The sequence below is a fragment of the Pseudothauera hydrothermalis genome (assembly GCF_003345255.1).
GTDB classification, from domain to species: domain Bacteria; phylum Pseudomonadota; class Gammaproteobacteria; order Burkholderiales; family Rhodocyclaceae; genus Pseudothauera; species Pseudothauera hydrothermalis.
In genome coordinates, this window is the sequence record NZ_CP029331.1 from 2,274,221 (window position 1) to 2,297,400 (window position 23,180).

At 67.1% G+C, this 23,180-nt stretch carries 19 protein-coding genes; 2 read left to right on the plus strand and 17 right to left on the minus strand.

Annotated features, from left to right (window positions below; genetic code table 11):
* Window positions 1-99: 99 nt before the first annotated feature.
* Together DIE29_RS10915 and DIE29_RS10920 are read left to right on the plus strand one after the other, a co-directional pair.
* Window positions 100-1,344 carry a glycosyltransferase family 2 protein gene (locus tag DIE29_RS10915; RefSeq protein ID WP_102042372.1) on the plus strand — a complete coding sequence of 415 codons (1,245 nt, stop codon included), beginning with the start codon at window positions 100-102 and terminating at the stop codon, window positions 1,342-1,344.
* Window positions 1,341-2,519, plus strand: coding sequence for a glycosyltransferase family 4 protein (locus DIE29_RS10920; RefSeq protein ID WP_102042373.1), 1,179 nt, complete (start codon window positions 1,341-1,343; stop codon window positions 2,517-2,519). Before DIE29_RS10915 ends, DIE29_RS10920 begins: the two co-directional genes overlap by 4 nt.
* On the opposite strand, the gene DIE29_RS10925 is transcribed toward DIE29_RS10920, so the two are convergent.
* The 17 genes from DIE29_RS10925 to DIE29_RS11005 all read right to left on the minus strand — a co-directional run bounded on the left by DIE29_RS10925 (window position 2,516) and on the right by DIE29_RS11005 (window position 23,179).
* Entirely contained in the window at window positions 2,516-3,478 is a 963-nt protein-coding gene (locus tag DIE29_RS10925; protein WP_102042374.1) for a glycosyltransferase family 2 protein, read from the minus strand. The genes DIE29_RS10920 and DIE29_RS10925 overlap by 4 nt on opposite strands.
* Window positions 3,475-4,443, minus strand: a complete 969-nt coding sequence (locus DIE29_RS10930) for a glycosyltransferase family 2 protein (RefSeq protein ID WP_102042375.1) — start codon at window positions 4,441-4,443, stop codon at window positions 3,475-3,477. Before DIE29_RS10930 ends, DIE29_RS10925 begins: the two co-directional genes overlap by 4 nt.
* A 4-nt stretch (window positions 4,444-4,447) precedes the next feature.
* A complete protein-coding gene (locus tag DIE29_RS10935) occupies window positions 4,448-5,410 on the minus strand; it encodes a polysaccharide deacetylase family protein (RefSeq protein ID WP_102042376.1) in 963 nt (320 codons plus the stop codon).
* Window positions 5,407-6,750 (minus strand): putative O-glycosylation ligase, exosortase A system-associated, encoded by a 1,344-nt coding sequence (locus DIE29_RS10940; protein WP_102042377.1) that lies wholly within the window; start codon window positions 6,748-6,750, stop codon window positions 5,407-5,409. Before DIE29_RS10940 ends, DIE29_RS10935 begins: the two co-directional genes overlap by 4 nt.
* Window positions 6,751-6,754: 4 nt before the next feature.
* Window positions 6,755-8,143: a phenylacetate--CoA ligase family protein gene (locus DIE29_RS10945; RefSeq protein ID WP_102042378.1), complete on the minus strand. Its 1,389-nt coding sequence runs from the start codon at window positions 8,141-8,143 to the stop codon at window positions 6,755-6,757.
* A 32-nt stretch (window positions 8,144-8,175) separates the two neighbouring features.
* Window positions 8,176-9,276, minus strand: a complete 1,101-nt coding sequence (locus DIE29_RS10950) for a glycosyltransferase family 4 protein (RefSeq protein WP_114649891.1) — start codon at window positions 9,274-9,276, stop codon at window positions 8,176-8,178.
* Window positions 9,273-10,478 carry a TIGR04063 family PEP-CTERM/XrtA system glycosyltransferase gene (locus DIE29_RS10955; RefSeq protein ID WP_102042380.1) on the minus strand — a complete coding sequence of 402 codons (1,206 nt, stop codon included), beginning with the start codon at window positions 10,476-10,478 and terminating at the stop codon, window positions 9,273-9,275. The genes DIE29_RS10950 and DIE29_RS10955 overlap by 4 nt, the downstream gene beginning before the upstream one ends.
* An 85-nt stretch (window positions 10,479-10,563) precedes the next feature.
* A complete protein-coding gene (locus DIE29_RS10960; protein WP_114649892.1) occupies window positions 10,564-12,504 on the minus strand; it encodes an XrtA/PEP-CTERM system amidotransferase in 1,941 nt (646 codons plus the stop codon).
* 7 nt (window positions 12,505-12,511) lie between these two features.
* Window positions 12,512-13,678, minus strand: a complete 1,167-nt coding sequence (locus DIE29_RS10965) for a TIGR03088 family PEP-CTERM/XrtA system glycosyltransferase (RefSeq protein WP_114649893.1) — start codon at window positions 13,676-13,678, stop codon at window positions 12,512-12,514.
* Window positions 13,675-15,234 (minus strand): exosortase A, encoded by a 1,560-nt coding sequence (gene xrtA, locus DIE29_RS10970; protein ID WP_114649894.1) that lies wholly within the window; start codon window positions 15,232-15,234, stop codon window positions 13,675-13,677. The genes DIE29_RS10965 and xrtA overlap by 4 nt, the downstream gene beginning before the upstream one ends.
* A gap of 20 nt (window positions 15,235-15,254) precedes the next feature.
* Window positions 15,255-16,496, minus strand: coding sequence for a TIGR03087 family PEP-CTERM/XrtA system glycosyltransferase (locus tag DIE29_RS10975; RefSeq protein WP_114649895.1), 1,242 nt, complete (start codon window positions 16,494-16,496; stop codon window positions 15,255-15,257).
* Window positions 16,497-16,504: 8 nt separating this feature from the next.
* Window positions 16,505-17,545 carry a FemAB family XrtA/PEP-CTERM system-associated protein gene (locus DIE29_RS10980; RefSeq protein WP_114650317.1) on the minus strand — a complete coding sequence of 347 codons (1,041 nt, stop codon included), beginning with the start codon at window positions 17,543-17,545 and terminating at the stop codon, window positions 16,505-16,507.
* A 13-nt stretch (window positions 17,546-17,558) separates the two neighbouring features.
* On the minus strand, window positions 17,559-18,398 hold the full coding sequence (locus tag DIE29_RS10985; protein ID WP_108081110.1) for an XrtA system polysaccharide deacetylase: 840 nt from the start codon (window positions 18,396-18,398) through the stop codon (window positions 17,559-17,561).
* A 3-nt stretch (window positions 18,399-18,401) separates the two neighbouring features.
* Window positions 18,402-19,553 carry a non-hydrolyzing UDP-N-acetylglucosamine 2-epimerase gene (gene wecB, locus DIE29_RS10990; RefSeq protein ID WP_108080479.1) on the minus strand — a complete coding sequence of 384 codons (1,152 nt, stop codon included), beginning with the start codon at window positions 19,551-19,553 and terminating at the stop codon, window positions 18,402-18,404.
* Entirely contained in the window at window positions 19,543-20,634 is a 1,092-nt protein-coding gene (locus DIE29_RS10995; RefSeq protein ID WP_108080480.1) for an XrtA/PEP-CTERM system-associated ATPase, read from the minus strand. The genes wecB and DIE29_RS10995 overlap by 11 nt, the downstream gene beginning before the upstream one ends.
* 72 nt (window positions 20,635-20,706) lie before the next feature.
* Window positions 20,707-22,170, minus strand: a complete 1,464-nt coding sequence (locus DIE29_RS11000) for a TIGR03016 family PEP-CTERM system-associated outer membrane protein (protein ID WP_162860620.1) — start codon at window positions 22,168-22,170, stop codon at window positions 20,707-20,709.
* 64 nt (window positions 22,171-22,234) lie between these two features.
* Window positions 22,235-23,179 carry an XrtA-associated tyrosine autokinase gene (locus tag DIE29_RS11005; protein ID WP_114649897.1) on the minus strand — a complete coding sequence of 315 codons (945 nt, stop codon included), beginning with the start codon at window positions 23,177-23,179 and terminating at the stop codon, window positions 22,235-22,237.
* Between the last annotated feature and the right edge of the window lies 1 nt (window position 23,180).

Here is a 23,180-nt window from a genome sequence, read left to right on the forward strand (position 1 = left end):
AGGCCCGCGCATGGGACATCCGCCGCTCGTCCGATGCGCAAAGTTCGGCCAACGCGTCAGCCCGACGCCGTCGTAGATGATCGCATTTGAGAAACAGGCATGAGTAACCGACACCACACCGCACCCGCGCCACAGTCCGGCTACCGCCCCGGTGTGACCGTGGTCATGGCCACCTACAACCGGGCCCGTTTCCTGCCCGAAGCGCTGCAAAGCCTGCTGGCGCAGACGGTGCCGCCAACCCGCATCGTAGTCATCGACGACGGCAGCACCGACGGCACGGGCGACGCACTCGCCCCCTTTGTCGACCGGATCGAATACATCCGCCAAGAAAACGGCGGCAAGGCGCGTGCACTCAACCGCGTCCTGCCCACGGTGGATACCGAGTTCGTATGGTTTTTCGATGATGACGACGCAGCGTATCCGGACGCTTTGGCCAAGCTACTGGAGACGCTGCACGGCGACCCTACCTGCGGATTCGCGTTCGGCGCCTTCGATGTCGGACAGTCGGAGGCCGGTTCATTGCTTGCCGCCGCCAAGCGGCCCGCACCCTATTTGCATGCCGAGAAAACCGCCACTTGGCAGCGCCTGGAGCTGTTTCGGGCCTGTACTTTGATGATGTCCGGCGCACTGATCCGCACGGCCGCGGTGCGGGCGGTCGGCGGTCTGAACGAAGCGCTGATCCGCGGTCAGGACTATGACCTGATGCTGCGCTTGGCCGCCCACTTTCCGTTCCGTTACTGCGGCAGCAGCGTGTATGTCTGGCGCGAGCATGACGGCGCGCGCGGCAGCGCCGCCGAACGCCACGCCCACGATGACAGAATCCGCGCCTGGGCACGCTACAACGCGCCGATCGGCGACTATCTGCGTACCCGGCTGCCCTTGGCGCTGTTTCAGCCCGACGACGACACCACCCTCGATTGCGCCCGCGCCCGGCGCAAGGCCTTGATCGTGCGCGCCTGGGCAATCGCCAACAAACTGCCTGCCGCCGCAACCGCAGCGGATCTGTGCGCGGCATTCGAGGCCGATGCGATAACGCCGCTCGACCAAGACGAGCGCAGGCTTTTGGAACAGCTTTTTCATCACGATTTCGTGGTTTATCGGCTACCGATTCCGCTACGAGCACTGACCCGCCTGCTGGGCTGCGCTCCCGGGTGCGCAGCCCTGATCCAGCTCGCACGCGGGCTGTACTGGCTGGGTCATGCCCAGCGTCTTTCCTGGCGCAAGACACATTTGCTCAGTCGCGCCGCACTCTTATACGCCTTGGGCCGATGCGCCGCCCTCTGGCACCGGCCAACCGGCCGCGCACACGCGGCTGCCGGCACGCAGCCAACCTCCCAGCGATGAAAATCGCCCTGCTCTGCTCCGGTCTGGGTCATGTCAACCGCGGACACGAAGTCTTTGCCCGCGGCCTTTTCGAGCTGCTGCGCGAGCACCTGGACATCACCCTGTTCAAAGGCGGCGGCGAGCCGGCCGAGCGCGAACGGGTCATCGACAACCTGCCGCGCCGCGCGACCTACCTTGAGCACATCCACGCCACCGGCTCGCCGCGCTGGGCCGAGGCGATCCGCGAGCAGGAGCGCTGCCGGATCGAGGCGGTCACCTTTGCCTACGCGGCACTCAAGCCGCTGCTCGAAGGCGGCTTCGACCTGATCCACTGCCTGGAGCGCGAAGTCTGCGAGGTCATCCACCAGCATCGTCACCTGTTCCGCGTGGTACCGCGCATCGTGTTCTCCAACGGCGGCGCGATCCCTGCGCGCGAGCTGCCGCCATGCGACGCGGTGCAGGAGCATTCGGCCTGGAACTTGCAGCGCAGCGCACGGAACAAGGCGTTCATGATTCCGCACGGGGTGGACCTGGCGCGCTTTCACCCCGACGTGCGCAGCGACCTGCGCGAACGGCTGGGCATTCCGGCCGAGGCCACGCTGGCCATCAGCGTGGGCACCATCTGCCACTGGCACAAGCGCATGGACTATGTGATCCGCGAGCTGGCGCCGTTGGAGTCTGTACATCTACTCATCGTTGGTCAGGAAAATGCCGACAGCGCTGCAATCAAGGCACTGGGGCAGACGCTGATGGGCGGCCGCATCCACTTCGCTACCCTGCCCCACGACCAACTGCCCAGCGCTTACGCGGCGGCCGATGTTTTCGTCCTCGGCTCATTGGCGGAGACTTTCGGCATCGTCTATATCGAGGCGCTTGCCATGGGCTTGCCGGTGTTTTGCACCCAGCATCCCAATCAACGCGCCATCGTGCAAGAAGGGGTGTTCATTGACATGTCGCAACCCGGCGCGCTCACCGCCGCGCTGCGCGACACGCCGCCCGCACGGCTGGCCGAACTGCGTCGCCTTGGCCCGCAAATCGCCCGGCGCGACTATGACCTGCGCGTGCTGCGCCAGCGCTATATCGACGAATATCAGCGGATCGCGGCCACGCCGGGCCAACTGCCGGCCTGGACCCTGCGCCGCCGCCTGGGGGCGAATTTGCACAATCTGGCGCGGCGTGCGGGCCTCTTGCGCTAGGCGGCCAGCAGGGCTTTGAGCCGCGCCGCCAACAAATACACCCAGGCCCGCCAGCGCAGCGGATCATGGCGCAGCGCAGTCAGGTAGGCGCGCCAAGCCAGATCGGGACAGCCCCGATGGTAGTGGCCATAGCCAAAATCCATCGCCAGTTTGGCCAGCCGCGCCTGCACCCACTCGGGCGGCACGCTGCTGCCATCCGGCGCGGTGGCGCCCCAGCGCTCGAACGCGGCGCAGATCACCCGGTACTCGTAATCCACCGCCTTGGGCTGACGGGTCAGACTGCCGGGCACCGCGCGGTAGTAGGAATAGGTGGCCGCCAGTTTGTCGATTCGGCACAGCCGCGAAGTGCGTAGCCAATAGTCGTAGTCCTCCCCGGCGACCAGCGTGGTATCGAAGAAGCCCACCGCCGCGGCAATTTCACGGCGGATCATCACCGTGGAGGTATGCACGACGCAGTCGAACAACAGCTTGGTATAGATCCAGCCGGACAGTGCCGGAACGATCTCGCCCGGCGTTACCGGCGCAGGCTGCGCCGGCAGGCGAAAAACGCCGTCCGCATCCGCCTCCCAGACCAGCCAGTGGTGATAGACCAGGCCGGTATCCGGGTGGCGCGCGAGATAATCCACCTGCGCGGTGAGCTTGCCCGCAAACCAGCCGTCATCGGCATCGAGAAAGCAGATGTAGTCGCCACGCGCCGCACGCAGGCCGGTGTTGCGCGCCGCGGCCACGCCGGCATTGGGCTGGCTGACGATGCGTACCTCGGGCGCGGCGGCACGCACCCGCTCGACGGTGCGATCGCGCGAGCCGTCATCGACCAACACGATCTCCACCGGGGCGTAGTCTTGCGCCTGCACGCTGCGGATCGCGTCCAGCACATAGGCTTCGGCGTTGTAGGCGGGGATGATGACCGAGACCAGCGGCGCATCGGTCCCGCCACCGGCGCAATCGGACCTGCTCATATCTGCTTGGGCCCTTTGGCGGGCAACAATGCGAACAGCGGCAGCTTCACCAGCGCCAGCAGGTTGGCTCCGCGCCTGCCATGACGCAAGGATTGCAAGTGACGGCCGGCGGCCTCGAGCCAGCGTCGGTGCTGCCGACAGCGGTAGCCCCAGTCGAACAACACCTCGGCCATGTTGCGGTGAATCCGCGCCACGTCCGCCGCGGCAAGCCCCGGATAGGCCAGCATGTGCCGGTAGGCCCGCAGCAGCATCGGCGCGTTCTCGGCGGCCTGCAGTGCGCTCTCGAAGGAGACATTGCCACCATGCAGGCAGTAACGGATCTGCGCGACCTCGAGGCAGCCGAAGGTCCGGCTGCGCGCCAGACGCACCCAGAATTCGTAATCTTCGGCGATGCGCAGTTCCTCGCACATCAGCTCGAGGGCGGCGTCGCGGCGCATCACCACGGTAGACAGGTTGAAGTAGCAGCCGTGATCGAGCAGATGACTGAAATAGTCCGCACCGAACACCAGCAGGCCGTCGTCCTCGAAGCTGAGCGGCGCCCGGGCGAGCTTGCGCTCGAAGTTGGGCCCCATGTAGTCGACCGGACGGCCCTCGCATTCGTACTGCGCGCGCCCGAACAGCACGCCAAGCGGCGGATGCGCGGCAAAGGCCGCAGCCGCCGCACTCAGATGGCCGGGCAGGTAGACGTCATCCGAATCGAGCAGCGCCACCAGATCGCCTTGTGCGGCCAAAAAGCCGGTATTGCGCGCGCCCGCCGGCCCTTTGGTGCGGGCATTGCGCAGCACCCGCAGCGGACGACCGGCATAACGCTGCGCCAGCCAGGCCACGGTGTCGTCGGTGGAACCATCGTCGATCACCAACACCTCGACTTCCAGCCCCGGTCCGGCCTGAGCGAGAGCGGAATCGACCGCCGCACCGATCAAGGCACGGCGGTTCCAGGTGGGGATGACGACCGAAATCTTCATCGGCTCACACCACTTCCGGGCGACGCTTGCAGAGATTGCTCAGCATGCGCAGGCCGAAACGCCAGCGCGTGCGGTCCCAGGGGGTGAAGCGGGCGAGCTGATAGGGGTCGGCGTCGGCGTCGTTCACCCCCCAATTGGTGCTCAACGCGGCATCGAAGCCCAGCTCGCGCACCATGTCGACATGTTCGCGGCGATAGTCGCTGGCGGCTTTGCCGTTGGGATAGGCAAAAAGCGCGACCCGCTCGCCGATCAAGGCTTCGAGCTGCGCACGCCCGTCGGCGATCTCGCGCCGCGCCGCATCCGGCGTGCTGCGCGCCAGGATGGGGTGGCTCACCGTGTGCGCGCCGATGCCCATGCCGGCCGTATGCAGTGCGCGCACCTGTGTCGAGCCGAGCATCAGGTCGTCCGGCAGCGGAGCGTTGCAACGTTCGACCAGCCGGGCCACCGCGTCGGCGCGGGCGGCGGGCGCCAGATGCTTGACCGCCGCAATCAGACGATCGAGCGCGGCGCGCCGCTCGGCGATACTGCCCAGCGGCAGCGGCGGCAGCCCGTCCAAGCCACTATCCAACCGTTCCAGCCGGGTGTTGCGCACCGCCTCGATCACGGTGTCGTTCCACATCCGCCCGCCATCGAGGAAGCCGCTGGCGATGAAGAAGGTGGCGTGCATACGGTGACGCTGCAACACCGGCAGCGCACAAAGCAGATTGTCGGCGTAGCCGTCGTCGAAGGTAATCGCCGCGGCACGGGCCGGCAACGAGCGCCGGCCGAGGCGCTCGAGCGCCTCAGCCAGCGGCAGCACCGTGAACCAGTCGCCGATCCAGCCCAACAACGTATCGAAGCGGGCCACATCCGGCTCCTCCGGAAACAGCGGGTCCGGCTGCGGGCGCACGCGATGAAAAATGAGAATACTCAGCGCGCCGCGCGCGCCGGGCGGGGAAGCCAGCCGCAGGGCCAGACGCAAGCTCATGAGGGCAGCCGCCTCGCCATGCCGGTGGCCGGCGCAACGCCGGCGTGCGGGCGCTTGCGCCGCATCAGGCCGGCGTATTCGAGCAGACTGCCGGGCGGGTCACGCTCCCAGCCGCGGGTTTGCACCCAGCGCCGGGCGAGCACCACCATGACCATCATGTTATAGGGCAGATCGAAGTAAGACAGGCTCAGAAACGCGCCGCCGACCGCAAAGCCCACCAGTCCGACCTGCACCATCGCCCCGAGATCGGCCGCCCATTGCGCCTGCGGCAATGCCTGGGCATGCACCCGTAGCCAGCTCGCGGTGCGGTAAGTGGCGAGCCACATCGCCAGATACAGAACCAAGCCACCGAAGCCGTGGTTGCCGAGCACTTGGAAGTAAATGCTGTGCGCGGCGATCACATGGTTGTTGTAATAGCCGTAAAGATCGAAAAAATGCTGATGCTGGTAGCTCATGCCGGCGCCAAAGAAGTGATGCTTGGCCACCTCCCAGGCCACGATCCAGCCATTGAGCCGGCCAATCGCCGAATGATCCTGCTGGTATTCGGCGATGGTGCCCATGCGCGCCCACCATTCGGCCGGCATCATCGGCAATATCAACAGCACCATCAGCGCGATCAGCGCGCTGATCAAGCCTTTGTGCCGGCTACGCCACCAGAACACCGCGCCCATGGCGATCAGCGCCAGTAAAGCGCCGCGAGAATGCGAGCCGAGCGCAGAGACGACACACATCGACATGGTAAAAAGCAGCCCGTAACGGGCCCATTTTTGCTGCACCTGCAGGTAGAGGAAGTACACCAGGGGCACCGTGACGATCAGCGCCAGCGCAAAGGCGTTGTTGTCTTGAATGAAGGAGCCGCCCGGCCCCCACACCCGGTAGTTGCCGGCATGGAGCACGGTGAAAATGCCGCCTTTGAGTCCGAGCAGCGCCAGCGACCCGGCCGTGACCCAGACAAAGGCCATGATGTGGTGGCGGTTGTTGAGCAGGATCAGGGCGACGAAGGTCATCAGGTAGATCTTCATCACCTTGTCCCACTGCGCATAATCGCCGACCGGGTCGACGCCCAGCAGCCAGGACAGCGTGATCCACAGCGAAAACGCAAAAAACAGCCAAACCGGCGCGCCCTTGAACGGCGATTCGCGCTCACGGCTAAATAGCATGCCGATCAGCGTCACCAGCGCCGCCACCATGGCCACCGGTGCGCTGGCGGCAAAGCCCCAGGCGTAGCGGTGCGGGTTCATGATGCTGATCCAGGTCCACAGCATCACGCCGATCCACGGCCGGCGCAGCGCCATGAGCGCAAACAGTGCGACCAGCGCGATGACCAGGATGTCACGCATCGGCTCAAACCTCCGCGGCCGCCGGCGCGGCAGCACCCGCCGTGGCGGGCACATGGCTGACGATGTAGCGGAACTTGCCCGAGCGCTCGGCCGGGATTTCGGCCACCCGTTCCACCTGCACGGTGACGCCCTCGCCCAGGCGGCGCCGAAAGCCCTGTTCGATGGCGGCCACCGCGGCGGGGTCGAAGCCTTCACCGGTGACCAGGTACACCCGGGTCAGCGCCAATGATTCCTGCACCACTTTGAAGGCGCGCACACCGGGCAGCTCGCGCACCACGTAGATCAAGGCCAGACCATGCATCACGGTGCCGTCGGCGGCCACCACGAAGTCGGTACTGCGTCCCTGGATCTCCTTCAATAGCGGCAAGCCGCGGCCGCAGGCGCAAAGCGCGTCGTCCAGCACGCCGACATCGCCGGTGCGGTAGCGGATGAAGGGGTAGTCGCGGGTGGCCAGATGGGTGACCACGATCTCGCCGGCCTGCCCCGGCGGCAGCACGCGGCCTTCGGCATCGACGATCTCCACCACGATGTCCTCGGCGGTGATATGCATGCCGCCGGCCGGGCATTCATGGGCGATGAAGCCAGCGTCGCGCCCGCCGTAACCGTTGGCCACCGGACAGCCGAACAGGCGCGAAATGCTCTGGCGCTGGTGGTCATAGAGCCGCTCGGAGGTGACGAACACCACTTTCACCCCGAGGTCGTCCAGGCGCACCCCACGGCGCTCGGCATGCAGGGCGATGTGGCCGATCGCCGAGGGGTAGCCGAACAGCATGGCCGGGCGGCGCGCGCGGATGCGTGCAACGAAGGCATCCACCCGCTCGTCCGACATCTCGAAGGCCGGCAGCAGTTCGGTGCGCATCAGCGCATCGCGCAGGCCGCGCAGGCGGTCCTGGGCGCCGAGTTCGATCGGCGAGCCCCAGACCACGATCTCGCGGTCGCCGATGTCCACCTCCCACCAGCGCGTGGCCCGCCATTTAGCGGCCACATCATGGGTGATGCGCTCGGCGCCGATATAGAAAATCAGCGGCTCGCCGCTGGAGCCGCCGGTGTTGAAACGCGCCAGCCGGCCGGCATCATCGGCGCGCAGCGCGTCGCGGTGCGCGCGAATCAGCGGCTTGGTCAGAAAGGGTAGCGCTTGCAGGTCCGCGAGGCTGTGCAGCGCGCGCGGATCGAAACCCAGCCGGGCGAACAGATCGCGGTAGTAAGGCACATGGGCGCCAGCGTCGGCCAGCAGGCGGCGCAGGCGCGCCAATTGCAGCGCCTCGATACGTTCGCGCGGCCACCACTGGGACGCCTCCATGGCACGGCGCACACGCACCGTGTCATGACCTTTGAGACGCTCCTGAAACGGAAACAGCACCCCGGCCACCAGCCGGGTGTAAAGGTCCGACATCCTGACTCCTTGCCGCATGCACCGGACGGCGTTCAGGCCGTCTGCATTGCCGCCCGATAGACCGCGGCCCACTGGTCGCGCACCGCCTCCCAACGGTAGCGCGCCACATCTTCCAGGCCGGCGGCGACCAGTCGGGCGCGTAGCGCCGGATCGCCGAGCACATCCAAGGCCGCATCGGCCAGCGCCTTGGCCAAGGTTTTGTCCGCTTCCGCCGTCACCAGCAGCGCGGTGCGCCCGTGCTCGACCATATAGGGCACACCGCCCACCCGGCTGCTGACCACCGGCACCCCGCTGGCCAGCGCTTCGAGTATTGCGTTGGGCATGTTATCCACAATGCTGGCATTGAGCATGAGGTCTGCGTCACGGTACAGCGCAGCCATCCCTTCCAAATCGAGGCGGCCCGTGAAATGCACCGCAGTTGCAATGCCGAGCCGCTCGGCCAGCGCGCGCAGCGCCGCCTCCTGCGGCCCGCTGCCGGCCACCGACAGGCGCGCATCCGGGTAACGCGCGCGCACCGTGGCAAAGGCCTGGAGCACGGTATCGATGCCGTAAATCGGCTCCAGATTGCGGGTCACTACCAAATGTGGCGCCTGCGTGCGGGCCGTCCGCTCAGGGTCGGGATGAAAGCGGGCAAGATCGACGATGTTGGGCACGATACGCCCGGCCATGCCGTGGCGCGCAAACACTTCCTGCAGGAAGCCGGAAGGCAACACCAGCGCCGCCGCCCGGCGCATCGTCGGGCGCACCCAGGTCGCCGCGCGGGCAAGAAAGCTGCCTGCCTCGCCACCGCGGTAATTGACCACCACCGGCACGCCGCGCAGCGCGCCGATCCACACCGCCGGCGCGGCAAACAAATGCCAGGACCAGCCCGAATTGGCCATCACGTGTATCAGCTTTGCACGTCCGCAGGCCCGCCACAGCGCGACCAGATACGGCAGCAGGCGGACGAGCGCACGCAGGCCACGCAGCCTGCCCACCCATGCGGGGCGGTAGGGTGCGTTCACCTGCACCACCTCCACCTCGGCGCCCTCGCCGCGCAGCAGCTCGGCGAGCTGACGGGTCTGGTTGGCCATGCCGCCGGCCGGCGGTGGCAGCGGCCCGACCAGCGCGATACGCAGCCCGCTCCAGTTCATCGCGGCAGCCTTTCCAGCACCGCGGCATAGGCCGATTGGTAATTGGCCACGCTGCGCTTCCAGTTACGCACCTGCTCGACGAACTGCCGTCCGGCCAGACGCATCCTGGGCCAGTCGGCACGCCGTTCGAGCATCTCGCCCACCGCGGCGACCAGCGCAGGGATGCTGCCCGCGGCAAAAAGCCGCCCAGTCTCGCCGTCGCGCACCAGCTCCCGGTGACCGCCCACGTCCGAGGCAATGAAGATGCGCCCCTGGGCCATGGCCTCCAGCGGCTTGAGCGGGGTGACCAGCTCGGTCAGGCGCATCGAATGACGTGGATAGACCAGGAGATCGATCAAATCGTAGTAACGGCTCACCTCGGCATGCGGCACCCGGCCGGTGAATACCACCTTGTCGGCGATGCCCAGCGCCGCCGCCTGCGCCCGCAAGGCAGCCTCCTGCGGCCCGCCGCCCACCAGTAGCACGCGCAGAAAAGGATGAGCGGCAAGCAGGCGGGGCATGGCCTGGAGCAACAGGTCCAACCCCTCGTAGGCGTAGAAGGAGCCGACGAAACCAAGCACGGTGGCACCGTCCAGGCCGAGGCGGGTGCGTAGCGCCGGCTCCGGCTCGCCGGAGAGCTGAAAGCCCTCGATATCGACCGCGTTGGGGATCACCGTGACCCGCGCGGCCTCGATGCCCCGCCCGACGATGTCGCGGCGCAGCCCCTCGCAGATGGTAAACACATGATCGACCCGGCGCAGCGCCCAGGTTTCCAGCGCGCGGGTAGCACGGTAACGCAGGCTGCCTTCACGGGTGGTGCCATGATCGACCGCCGCATCTTCCCAGAACGCGCGGATCTCATACACCACCGGGATGCCCAGCCGGCGGCCCACGCGGATGGCCGGCAGCACATCGAGCACCGGCGAGTGCGCATGCAGGATGTCCGGGCGCAGCGCCCGGGCGAGTTCCTCAAGGCGGGACTCCAGCACCCGCATCAGGCGCAGTTCATCGAGCCCTGCGGCCACCGGGGCAGGCGCCGGGCAGCGGTGAAAGAGCAGACCGTCCACCTCCTCTGCAGCGGCCGCGCATTCGCCCTGCTTGGGCGAAGTTAGATGATGGGTTTCCCAGCCCAGCGCACGCTGTTCGCGCAAAATCGCCGCGGTACGGAAGGTATAGCCGCTGTGCAGCGGAATCGAATGGTCGAGAATATGAAGAATACGCATGGTGCAAGCCGGCAGTGAGTTTCAGAGACGGCAGCCGGCAGGCCACGCCAGCCGGAAACCAGGCGGCCCAAAGGTCGGCACACTCTCAGACATGGCACACCGCCTCCGCGCCGCGCCCGGCCGGGGTCAGCGCGCCCGCCCCGGCGTTGCGCAGGAAGGCTTCGAACATCAGCAGCGTCCACAGCGGCGCGCTGTAGTCGCGCAGGCCGGACTGGTGGGCATCCACCAGGTGGGTGAGCGTGGCGCGGTCGAAGTAGCCGGTGGCGGCCAGGGTGTCGCCGAGTACCGCCTCGCGCACCCGCTCGCGCAGCGGACCGCGGAACCAGCGCGCCAGCGGCACCGCAAAGCCCATCTTGGGACGGTAGAGCACCTCAGCCGGCAGCATCGGCTCCAGCGCCTTCTTGAACACGAACTTGCCCTCGTTGCCGCGCACCTTGAGCGCGGACGGCAGCGTGGCCAGCCATTCGACCAGCGGGTGGTCCATCAGCGGTTCGCGCACTTCCAGCGAATGGGCCATGCTGGCGCGGTCGACCTTGGTGTTGATGTCGCCCACCAGATAGGTCTTGAGGTCCAGGTACTGGACCAGCGCCAGCGGGTCGTCGGTGTCGGCGCGCGCCGCGTGGCGGCGAAAGACTTCGAGGGCCTCGTAGCCGCCGAGCTGGGCGCGCAGCGCGGGCGAAAACAGCCGCCGGCGCTCCTGGTCGCGCAGGATGGACACCGAATGGAAATAAGCCTGCACCGAGTCGCGCGCCAGGGCCTGGAAGGTGGTCTTGGCGCGCAGCACCCGCGGCGCCCAGTCGGCCTTGGGGTAGAGCCGGCCGAGCAGGCCAAAGAGCGGCCGCCGGCAGCCCAGCGGCATGGTGCCGCGCAGGCGCTCTTCCATCAGATGCAGGCGGTAGCGCCGATAACCGCCTAAGCTCTCGTCGCCGCCGTCGCCCGACAGGGCTACAGTGACATGGCGGCGGGCGAGCTGACACACCCGCCAGGTGGGGATGGCCGAGCTGTCGGCGTAGGGCTCGTCGTAGAGCGCGGCCAGCCGATCGATGAGTTCGAAGTCGTCGGACTCCACCGTCTCCACGCGGTGGTTGGTGCGGTAGCGCTCGGCTACCATGCGGGCGAACTCGGCTTCGTTGAAGGCCGGATCGGCAAAGGCGATCGCACAGGTGTTGACCGGGCCGTCGGAGAGCCCCGCCATCGCCGCCACCACCGCGCTGGAATCCACCCCGCCGGACAGAAAAGCGCCCAGCGGCACTTCCGAGATCATGCGCAGGCGCACCGATTCGCGTAGGCGCTCGACCAGCTCGGCAGAGGCGTCCTCCAAGGAAACCGGGTTGTCCAGGGTGAAATGCACGTCCCAGTAGGCGTGCGGGCGCGGCAGGGCCTCGCCGCGGCGCACGCACAGGGTCTCGCCCGGACCGAGCTTGCGGGCGCCGGCGAAGATGCAGCGCGGCTCAGGCACATAACCGAGGGCAAAGTATTCCTCCACCGCCAACGGGTCGATGCGCCGATCCAACGCCGGGTGCTGCATCAGCACCTTGAGTTCCGAGCCGAAGGCGAGCGTGCCGTCGGGCAGTTCGGCGTAGAAAAGCGGCTTCACCCCCAGGCGGTCGCGGGCAAGAAACAACGTCTGCTGGCCGCGGTCGTAGAGCGCGAAGGCGAACATGCCGCGAAAGCGGCTCACACAGGAGGCGCCCCAGGCCTCCCAGGCGTGCACGATCACCTCGGTGTCGCTGCGGGTGTGGAAGCGGTGGCCGAGGGCTTCGAGTTCGGGGACCAATTCGGCGTAGTTGTAGATCTCGCCGTTGAATACCACCGCCACCGAGCCGTCCTCGTTGAACAGCGGCTGCTGGCCGGTGGCCAGGTCGATGATGGACAGCCGGCGGTGGGCCAGCGCCACCCCCGGCTCGAACAAAAAGCCGCCCTCGTCCGGGCCGCGGTGGAACTGGACCTCATTCATCCGCTGCACCAGCTCGCGCGGAAAGTCCCGCTTGCCATTGAGATCGAACAATCCGGCAATGCCGCACATCTTGCGCCTACCCCCGTATCGCGTGGCCCGCCGCGGCCAGCAGTTCGTCGTAGAGCGCGACATAGCGCGCCACCATGCCTTCCAGGCTGAAAAGCCGTTCCACCCGCTCGCGTCCGGCCATTCCCTGGCCGAGTGCCGCCAGCGGGTCGCGCAGCCAGTCGGCGATGGCTTCGGCCATCGCCACCTCGTCGCCGGAGGGCAGCAGCGTGCCGGTACGCCCGGGTTGCACCAGCTCGCGGTTGCCGCCCACGTCGGTGGCAATCACCGGCAGCCCGCTGGCCATCGCCTCCAGAATGGTGTTGGAGATGCCCTCGGCGCGCGAAGGCAGCACAAAACCGTCCAGGGCGCGCATCACCTCCGGGGTGTCGCTGCGCTCGCCGGCCAACCATACTCGCTCGGCCACACCGGAATCGGCCAGCACGCGCTCGATCTCGCCGCGCAACGGGCCTTCGCCGACGATCACCAGGCGCAGCGGCTCGGCCAGCGCCGGTTGGGTGCGAAGCAAGTGCACGAAGGCGCGGACGAGCAACACCTGGTCCTTGACCGCCTGCAGACGGCCGACCGTGCCGATCACTTTGAGCCGCGAGTCATTGAAGGGCGAGCCGGCCAAGGGCTCGCGGCCGTGGATAGGCATGTGGAAGCGGCGGATATCCACCCCGTTGCAAATGCGTTCGATGCGCGCAGCCGGCACGCCGACGCGCTCGCGCAGGTAGTCGGCAATCTGGCCGGAGAGCGCCACGTAACGGGTGACGAAGGGCCGATAGGCGCGCCGCACCCACTGGTAGCGGCGGCGCAGACCCTGCGGGTCGCGGGTATCCCAACCATGCTCGCCGTGGATACGCACCGGCACCCCCGCCATGCGCGCAGGCAGCTGCGCTTCCAGAGCGGCCAGGTTGCGGGTATGCACCACCGCCGGGCGCAGTGAGGAAAACAGCGCGGCGATTTTCCGGTAGAGCCAAAAGCCGTGTCCGGGCGGCTTGGCAAGATCGATGAAGCGCACGTCCTCGCGCTCTACCCGCGCGCGAAAATCCGGGCAGCTGTCGGTGAGCGCCACGATAGCGTGGCGGTAGCGCGCCGCGGGCGGGCTGTTGACCAGGTTCACCAGGCCGTTTTCCAGCCCGCCGACGCGAAAGCCATACACCACGTGCGCGATCAGGGGCCGCGGATCGCTCATCGCGCCACCTCCGCGGCTTGGCGCAGCATGGCCTTGAGCGCCGGCCCCGCCGCACGGGCGAAGTCCTGTGCGCTCACCCGCGCGCTCGCCTCGTCGTCGCCCAACGGCACGATCAGCGCCACATGGGCAGCATCATCGGCCCGTCCGCTCAAGCGATCCAGCGCCGTGAGCGCCTTGGCGCCGATGTCGCTGGTCACCACGCGCCCGTCCATCCAGTACCAGGACCACACCGCCAACTTGCGATGGCCGTCCTGGCTGCCGACCACGGCGCGGCGCACGGTCACTGCGCTGCCGTCGGCGGCCACCGGCAATTCGTCCCCGCGCTCGTCCAACAAAACCCATGCCGGGCGCTCGCCACCGACCAGACGATTACCCCACATGACCAGTTCGCGCCCTGGGTGCTGGGCCGCGTAGTAATGCACCTGCAGGGTCAGGACCTGGTCGCCGCGCCGCCAGCTACGCCGGAACTCGCCACGCGCGCCGAGAAAATGCGGGCGCAAACCCGGATCGACACGGTCGTCCGGCGTCCATCCCGACACCTCGGCGCGCATCGCCAGCGCCACCTCGAAGGCCGCCACCGGTGCGTCGAAACGCGCCAGCAACAGGGGCCAGGCCGCGGTGACCGCCGCCAGCACCAGCACCGGCCACCAGCGTACGGCCGCCGTCCCCGCCGGCGCGGCCGCTGCCGGCAGCGCGGGCGCGGGTTGGCCCTCCTCGCGCCAGCGCGCGCCGACGGCGAACATCAGCAGGATGACCACGCCGAAGAACAGCCAGCCATAGACCAGATGATCGACGCCCGCAGCCACCCGGTTGTCGGTAAGGTAGCCGAGCATCACGATCAGGTAGGCGCGTACCCAGTTGGCGACGATGGGCACCGCCGCCGCCAGCGCGACGAAGAGCAGACGGCGGTGCAGGCTGTGGTAATTGAGGTAGGCGTAGAGCGTGCCGACCATCAGCGAAGCGATCAGATAGCGGATGCCGCTACAGGCTTCCACCACCGACCAGCGCCCGTTGGGCACGATAAAATGCAACCCTTCCTGGAACACCGGCACGCCCGACAGGCGCAAAGCGCCCACGGTAAAGGTGGCGGTGTGCTGCATCAGCACCGGCATCAGAAATTCACCTACGGGCGCGCCGAAGAACAAAAACAGCAGCGGAAAGGCCAACACCCGCGACAGCCGCCAGCCCAGCATGCCGGCCAGGGCACCTACCAGCATGGTCACGAAGGCCAGGTGCTCCAGCGCATTGACCGACACCATGCGGGCGAGCAGCCAGGCCAGGCCGGCGAGCGCCACCGGCAAGGCCGCCCAGGCGGTGGGCTGCGGGCGCGCCAGGCGGTCACGGCGCCGCCATACCAGCCAGGCGCAAATCGGCAGCACCACCAGGCCGTGGGCAAAGGTCTCCGAGCGCCACCAGATCGCCGCAATGCCCTGCGCGGTGGGCCAATACCAGATCAGCAACCAGACAAAAGTACCGGCCAGCGCCAGCGCGACGGCGGCGGCGCCTTGCCCGGCGCGCTGTTCCGGCGTACCGGCGCTGGGCGCGGCTGCGGCCATGAGCGTTACCGCATCGCGCTTCACGGCAAGGCCCCGGCGGCCGGCGCGGCGCTTGCGGGCCGCGCATCGAGCAGCGCATCGAGCACGCCCAGGTGTGCGGCCCAACTGTAATGGCTCTCCACCGTCCGCCGCGCCGCCACACCGATTTTGGCGCGCAGCGCGGGATCGGCCAGCAGGCGGTCCACCGCGGCGACAAACTCGGCGGCAGTGCCGGCGCTGACATAAGCCTGCCCCGGTTCGCCCGCCAAGCCGACCGCGGAATCCGCGGACACCACCACCGCGCGGCCCATGGCCATGGCTTCCAGCACCTTGTTCTGGATGCCGCGCGCCACCCGTAGCGGCGCAACCACCACGTCGGCATGCGCCAGGTAGGGACGCACATCCGGCACCGCGCCGGTCACCACCAGGTCCGCTCCGGCCAGCTCGCGCACCGCTGCGGTCGGGTTCATGCCCACCACGAAAAAGCGCAGCCCCGGATGGTGAGCGCGCAGCGCCGGCAGCACTTCCTGGGCAAACCAGCGCACCGCGTCGACATTGGGCCAGTAGTCCATCGCCCCGGTAAAAGCCAGCACCGGCCCGGCTGCCGGCCACGGCATCGGCAGATCGGGCGACGGCGAGAAGTATTCGGCATCGACACCGTTTTGCATCACCTTGACCCGGTTGGCGGCTTCGGGCGCTGCGCGGCGAAAGATCTGCGCCTCGGCCTCGGTGACGAAAAGCGCGGCGGTGGCCCGCTGCGCCGCCCGGCGCTCGAACGCGAGCAGACGCTCGCCCTCGCGCCGGTACACCCAGGCCATCGGTCCGGCGCGCCGGGCGGCGTACTGGATCCATTTGGCCGAATCGACATCGCAGAAATCCACCACCACGCTGTCAAGTTCCGGGATATCCGTGTACTGCGCCATCGGCCCAGAAAACACCACCGCCTGGACGATGCCCTCGCGCCGCACCGTGTTCTGCACCCACTGCCGCAGACGGCCGCTGCGATAGTAGGGCAGGCTGAGCGCCTCGCCGCCGAGCAGCCCGCGCAGGCTGGTCAGACGCGCCGTCAGCGGATCGAGGCGTTCGGCATAGACGCCGGCGCACCATTGATCGAGGCGCTCGACATGCTGCCAGTCTTCCGGCTGATCGACGAAGCAGGCCAGAAAAACCCGATGGCGCCGTGCCAAGTGGCGCAGGATGTTGAAGGAGCGCACCTTGTCACCCTTGTTCGGCGGCCACGGGATGCGGTGGACCAGGAAAAGGACGGGCGGACGGGTTGTCATGGCCGCGCTCACCCCAGGTTGCGCACGATGTAGGGCCCGAGCACATTGGCCACCGGCAGCGGCAGACGGCGCCAGAGCGCAATGAAGGCCCGGTACTTGGGGTTCAGCGGATTGTTCTGCGGCACGCTGTCGCGCTTGTACAGCCGGTACTCGTAGGCCAGCGGCTGCGGCTCGAAGCCCCAGTTCTTCTTGAACGCATAGGGACCGGTGCCGAGCTTGCTGCGCCCGTAGTCGAACAGCGTATCGCCGCGCTCGCAGGCCCGGCGCATCAGCTCCCAGTATTTGAAGTCGTTGGCGGCCAGCGCTCTGGCGGCCGGATGATCGCCCGCGTAGTAAGGCAGCACTTCGCCGCGAAAGCGAAAACCCAGCACCGAGGACAACGCCCGCCCGGAACGGTCGGTGACCGTGAGCACCTCGCAGTTGCAGCCGAAGGTGTCGAGCAGGCGTTCGAAGAAGCGTCGGGGCAATGCGGGCGTGCCGTGGCGCAGCACGTTGTCGGCATAGAGGGCGAAAAAGCGCCCGGCATCCGCGTCGAACTGACTCGCCAGCCCGTTTTGGATGCCCTTGCGCACCATCGCCCGTTGCTTACGCGGGATGGCCAGCAGATTGGCCTCGACCTCGGGCAGGATGGGTTTGCGAAAAGTGGCGTAGACCGTCTGGCGCGGCCATTCCGGGTGGCGCGGCGCCATGTTGCGGTATTCGAGGTGCTGCACCCCGAGACGCAGCGCGAGCGCCTCGGCCTCAGCCTCCAGGGCGGCGACCGCTTCGGCATCCTCCCCGGCGATACCGCCATAGACGCAGAAGGGCTGCGAAACCAGCGCATGGCCGAACAGCCGGCTCCTGACCTCGGCCAGCGGCAGCACCGCGACGATCGCGCCCGCGCGCCGCGCATACAGGTAGTAGCTGCGGTGGCCGAAGACCTCCTCGATCAGCGCGCGCCAGGCCGACAGATGAAAAAAGCTCGCCTGTGGGCAGGCGCGCACAAAAGCATCCCAGTCGGCGCGCTCGGCCTCTGCCAAGGTGTGGACGGTCAGTGCTGCGGGCTGCATCGGCGCGACCTCCTCATCCGGCATCGCCGAACACCGTATCCGCCCGCCCCCAACGGAAGTCGCTCAACAGACGCTGCAGGCGGGCTTCGGTGTGGCGCAGGTTGAGGTAGTGCCGGAAACGGGTCTTGGCGCTGGCCTCGGTGACCCGCGGCTGCTCCGGGTCCATCTCCCAGGGATGGAAGTAGAAGATCGCCGGCTGCCCCTCCGCGCGGTTGACCCGGGCGATCTGCCAGCGCGACACCGCATAGGGCAGCAGGCGGAAATAACCGCCGCCGCCGGCTGGCCAGTTGCGCCCCAACCAGCGGGTGGTGGTGACCGGAATTTCCACCAGGCCATTGTCCAGCCGCCAGGCAAAACGTGGCGCATCCGGCATGCCGTAATGATCGTGCCGCACCGGATAGACGCTGGAGCTGTAGCGGTAACCGGCTTGGGCAATGCAGTCGTGCGCCCATGGGTTGTCGCGCCCGATGGAGAAGCTGGGCGCGCGGTAGCCGGCCACATCCTGCCCGGTGATGTCTTCCAGCACCGCCTTGGCCAGCCGGATGTCGGCCAGGAAGGTTTCCGGGGTCTGCGCACTGGCGCGTTCGTGTCCATAGCCGTGACTGGCAATCTCGTGGCCGCCGGCGGCGATGCGACGTACCAAGCCGGGGTAGCGCTCGGCGATCCAGCCAAGGGTAAAGAAGGTGGCCACGGTGTCATAGCGCGCGAGCAATTCGAGGATGCGCTCGACGTTGGCTTCCACCCGGCAAGGCACCGTCTCCCATTGCGACCGCGGAAAATGCGGGGCCAGCGCGGAGACCTGGAAGTAGTCCTCGACATCGATGGTCAGCGCATTGGTGATCGGTTGGGGCATCATTCAACGTGCGCGCTCAAAATGGTCCAGCCAGCGGGCCAGATGGGCGGCAATGCGCTGCGCTGCCCGCCCGTCCCACAGTTCGGGCACCCGGCCGCGCTTGCCGCCATGGCGGAGGATGTCATCCACCCCGGCCAGTAAGACCTGGGGGTCGATGCCGACCAGGGTGTTGGTGCCCTGCTCCACGGTGATCGGTCGTTCGGTGTTTTCACGCAAGGTCAGGCAGGGCACGCCCAGAGCGGTAGTCTCTTCCTGTATGCCGCCCGAGTCAGTGAGAACCATCACGGCACGCGACATCAAGCCGAGCATCTCGAGATAGCCCTGGGGCGGCAGCACGATCATGCCGGGTGCATCCAGGCGGCCGAGCAGGCCGAAGCGCTCCAGGTTGCCGCGGGTGCGCGGGTGCAGGGCCAGCACCAGCGGCAGGCGGTGGGCGATCTGGCGCAGCGCCTCCAGCAAGGGGCCGAGCACCTCGGGATGATCGACATTGGACGGCCGGTGCAGGGTGACCACGCCATAGCCGGCGGCGAGCACCTGAGGATCGAGGCCGGCGTCGCGTAGCAACGCTTCGGCCGACACAGCACGCGGCAAACTGGCCAACAGGCTATCGATCATGACATTGCCAACGAACACCGCACGCGCCGGATCGATGCCTTCGCGCGCCAGGTTGCCGTGGGCGCTGCGCTCGGTGGTGTAGAGCACATCGGCAAGCTGGTCGGTGAGCACGCGGTTGATTTCTTCCGGCATGCGCCGGTCGTAGCTGCGCAGCCCGGCCTCGACGTGAATCACCGGAATCTGGCGTTTGGCCGCCACCAATGCGCAGGCCAGGGTGGAGTTCACATCGCCGACCACCAGCACCGCGCGCGCACCGTACCGGTCGATCACCGGTTCGAAGCGGCGCATCACCTCAGCAGTCTGCACCGCGTGGCTGGCCGAGCCGACGCCAAGGTTCACCTCCGGCGCGGGCAGATCGAGGTCGGCAAACAGGCGGTCGTTCATCGCGCTGTCATAATGCTGCCCGGTATGCACCAAGAGGCTGCGCAGCGCCGGATCGTGCGCGGCAAAAGCACGGATGATCGGCGCCATCTTCATGTAGTTGGGCCGGGCGCCGACCACGCACAGAATAGGCGCCGGCTCTGCGGCTTCAGTGTTCATGCTTGCGTCCCTCCGCAGGCGCGTCGCGGCGCACCGCCTGCAACAACTGGTGGAGCACGCCCAGCGTGGCCGAAACCGACTGCTCCAACCTGGTCAGGCGCGCCTCGATGCGTTGGAGATCGGTGCCGGCGGCCAGCGCTTCCACCTGGCGCGCCAGTTCCGCGCCGACGCGCAGGCGGGCCGGATCGATGCTGCGTGCATCGAAACCGAAGCCCTGCGGGTGAGTCTGGCTGTTGCCATTGACCGGTGCTGTGCGATCGGGCGCCGGGGTCATCTCCTGCAGCATTTCGTCGACCACTTCGCGCACATCGGCCTCGCCAATGGTGTGCCGCTCGCCCAGAAAAGCAGCCAGCATCAGGCGGTCGCACAAGGTGTTGATCTGCCGCGGAATGCCACCGGTGGCCACATAGATGGCGCGCAAGGCATCCGGGGAGAACTGCGGATCGCCCTGCCAGCCCACATGCAGCAGGCGGTGTTCGATATAGCCGCGGGTCTCGCCGGCATCCAGCGGACCGAGGTGGTAGGAGGCGATCACCCGCTGGCGCAGCTGCTGCATCCGCGGGCTTTGCATGATGTCGCGGAACTCCGGCTGGCCGATCAGAAAACTTTGCAGCAGCGCGTGGTCGTCGAGCTGAAAATTGGACAACATACGCAACTCCTCAACCGCCGCGGGGGTGAGGTTCTGCGCCTCGTCGACGACAAGCAGCGCGCGCTTGCCGGCAGCGGCGGTAGCGACCAGGAAGGTCTCCAGCGCCAAGAGCAGATCGGCCTTGTCCAGATGCCGGGAAGGCACACCGAAGGCGGTGGCCACCATGCGCAGCATGTCGGCCGCATCGATCTGAGTGCTCACCAGGTTGGCTGCCACCACTTTTTCGGGGTCGAGCCGCTCGAGCAGGTTGCGCACCAGGGTGGTCTTGCCTGCGCCGATCTCACCGGTGATGACGATGAAGCCTTCGCTCTGGTGCAACCCATAGTCGAGATAAGCCATGGCCCGACGGTGGCCCCGACTGCCAAAGAAGAAGGCGGGGTCGGGATTGAGCTGAAAGGGCTTGCCGCTGAGGCGGTAATAGGATTCGTACATCGGCGTTCCGTTGACAGCCCGCGCGGGCGGTAACCGACATCTGCCCGGTAGCGTGCGGCCCAGGCTGAGCGCTCAAAAACGCATGGCGATGTTGGCGGTGATGGCGTTTTCGGTAAAGTCGTCACTGCCCGACGCCTGTTGATAGCGATACATCAGCCCAGCGGTGGTCCGCGGGCTGAGCCGAGCCGACCAACCAAGGCTGAACAGCGTGCGCCGGATGCTGGCCGCGTTGCTGCCTTCGCCCCAAGCATTGACGCGGGTGAGCGTCGTAGTCAGCGCACTGGTGCCCGATAGCCGGTGTGTCCAGCTGATCCGCGCGCTTTTTTCCCGTATGCGTTGATAAATCGAAAAATCGTCTTGCGCACTGACAAAGCCGGTTTCTCCTAAGCGCTCGCGATCGGAGCGCGAGACGGTCAGACTGACCAGATTGCGCGCGCCGATCAGGGATAAGCCGGCATGGAAGCGACGATCGACGAAGTAGCTATTCGAAACTACCGCTTCATCGAGCGCCGCACGGCTCACCCCAAGCGCTTGCAGTTCGCGTTCCAGGCGGTCACGAACGACGGGATCCAGCTCGTCTGACAGCAGCCCTTGGTAACGGGAGCCGAATCCGGGCACATCCAGCAGCCGGTCATAGACCTGCAGCGCGGAAGAAATGTCGCGCGACCAGCCCACCGTCCAGGCGGACAATGCGCGACGATGCTTGAACAGAAACTCGTAACCGCGCCCAAACAGACGTTTTTCGCTGATCGCCGAGACAATGGTGCGTTCGTTGGGGCGCCAGTCGAAGCCCGCGCCGGTAATGCTGCCGCTGTCGCCTCGGCGTACTGCGTAGTCATTGGATTCATGGCCGGCCACCAAGGCCAGCCGCCATTGCCGCGAGGCATTGAAATAGAGGATGCCGCGCAACTGTTCATCGCTGACATCGGCCACGCCATCCCGACCGTAGGCGGTGTCGGTGCGACCGTAATTCAGCGCCCAGCCGAACACGTTGAACGCCTTGCTGTGATCCACATTGGCCAGCCATTGGCCGACCCGCTGACGGCCAAGGTCTCCGCCACTGTCGAGCCAACGCGCGCGATAGCCGAGCGATGCGGCAATGTCGCCCACACGCAGCGCCAGCCGCGGTGCCACACCGAAGCGGCGCACTTCCTGGTCGTCGTCGGTGTTGAGGGTATCGCCGCGGATGCGGCCGCTGAAAAGTGACCGGTTGTCGCGGCTGATCGCGCCATCGACATCGATGAACAGCAGGTTCTCCACCGCTTCGAGCGCACCGCGACCCTGCAGCGTGAGGTAGGTGGACGACCCCTTGTCACCGCTGAGGGTGGCTTGATGACGCACGCTGGCATCCAGCCGTCCGCGGATGCGCCCGCCTTCACGCCAGATGCTGAGCCCCGGTGCAACATCCATGACCCAGCCACTGCCGCCATTTTCGGCGGCGGCGTCGATGTTGTCGGTCCACGTCAGGCTGCCCGTCACCGACGGCTCGATGTGCACGGTCTGGGCGGTCGCCGGGCACACCGCAAAGACGGCCACGGCAGCCGTAAGGCACTGCAGCCTGTGCACCACAGGCGCCTGCGGCCAGCGCTTGCGGCATGCTTCAGGCCGCGTCCGCACTGGCGTCGTTGCCATAGCCATAGCCGTATCCATAACCGTAATAGCCCCCGTGAACGCGGTCATCGGACTTGTTGAGCACCAACAGCTTGATTGGGCAGGTGTCGATGGCCGCCAGCGCTTGCTTGACGGCGGCATGGGTGGTGCGATGGGCTTCCACCACCAACACCACCTGACCCATATGAGTGGCCAGCTCACGCGCCTCGGTGGTCACCAGCAAAGGCGGCGAATCGAACACGATCACCCGCTCCGCATAGCGCGTGGCCATCTCTTCGAGCATCCGGTTCATGGCATCCGAGGCCAGCAGTTCGGTGGCACGCGGGTGGGGCATACCGGCTGGCAAAATCGACAATTTCTCCACATTGGTGCGCAGCAACACCTCGCCCAGCTCCGACTGCCCGGTCAGCACATCCATCAAGCCCTTTTCCGGCGGCAGCCCGAGACGGTGCAAGATGCTCGGGCGCGACACATCCGCATCGACCAGCAACACGGTGTGATCCAGCTCCATGGCGATGCTGATCGCCAAGTTGATCGCGGTAAATGACTTGCCTTCTCCGGGCAAGGCGCTGGAGACCATGATCAGGTTGCCGTTATCCACTCTGGCCGCGCCCTTGCCTTGCAGATTGCGCAGCAAAGGACGCTTGATGACCCGATATTCCTCGGCAATCTGGCTGCGTGGCAGATCGGGCGTGACCATGCCGACGCGCGCCAACGCCGCCAGATCGATGTCGACCTGCCGGGCGCGGGGCCGTATCGGCGCTGCGGCAGGCGTGGTGTGCGCGGTCGCGGATGGCTCCGCCGGCTTGCCAGCGGCTTCGGCCAGGGCACACCCTGGTGAGGCGGCCGTGTCATACGGTGCGGCCGCGGCGGGCAAGGCGCCTGCCTGCTTGAGTTTTTCCAGCCGTTCGGCCGCTTTTTCAATCAAGCTCATT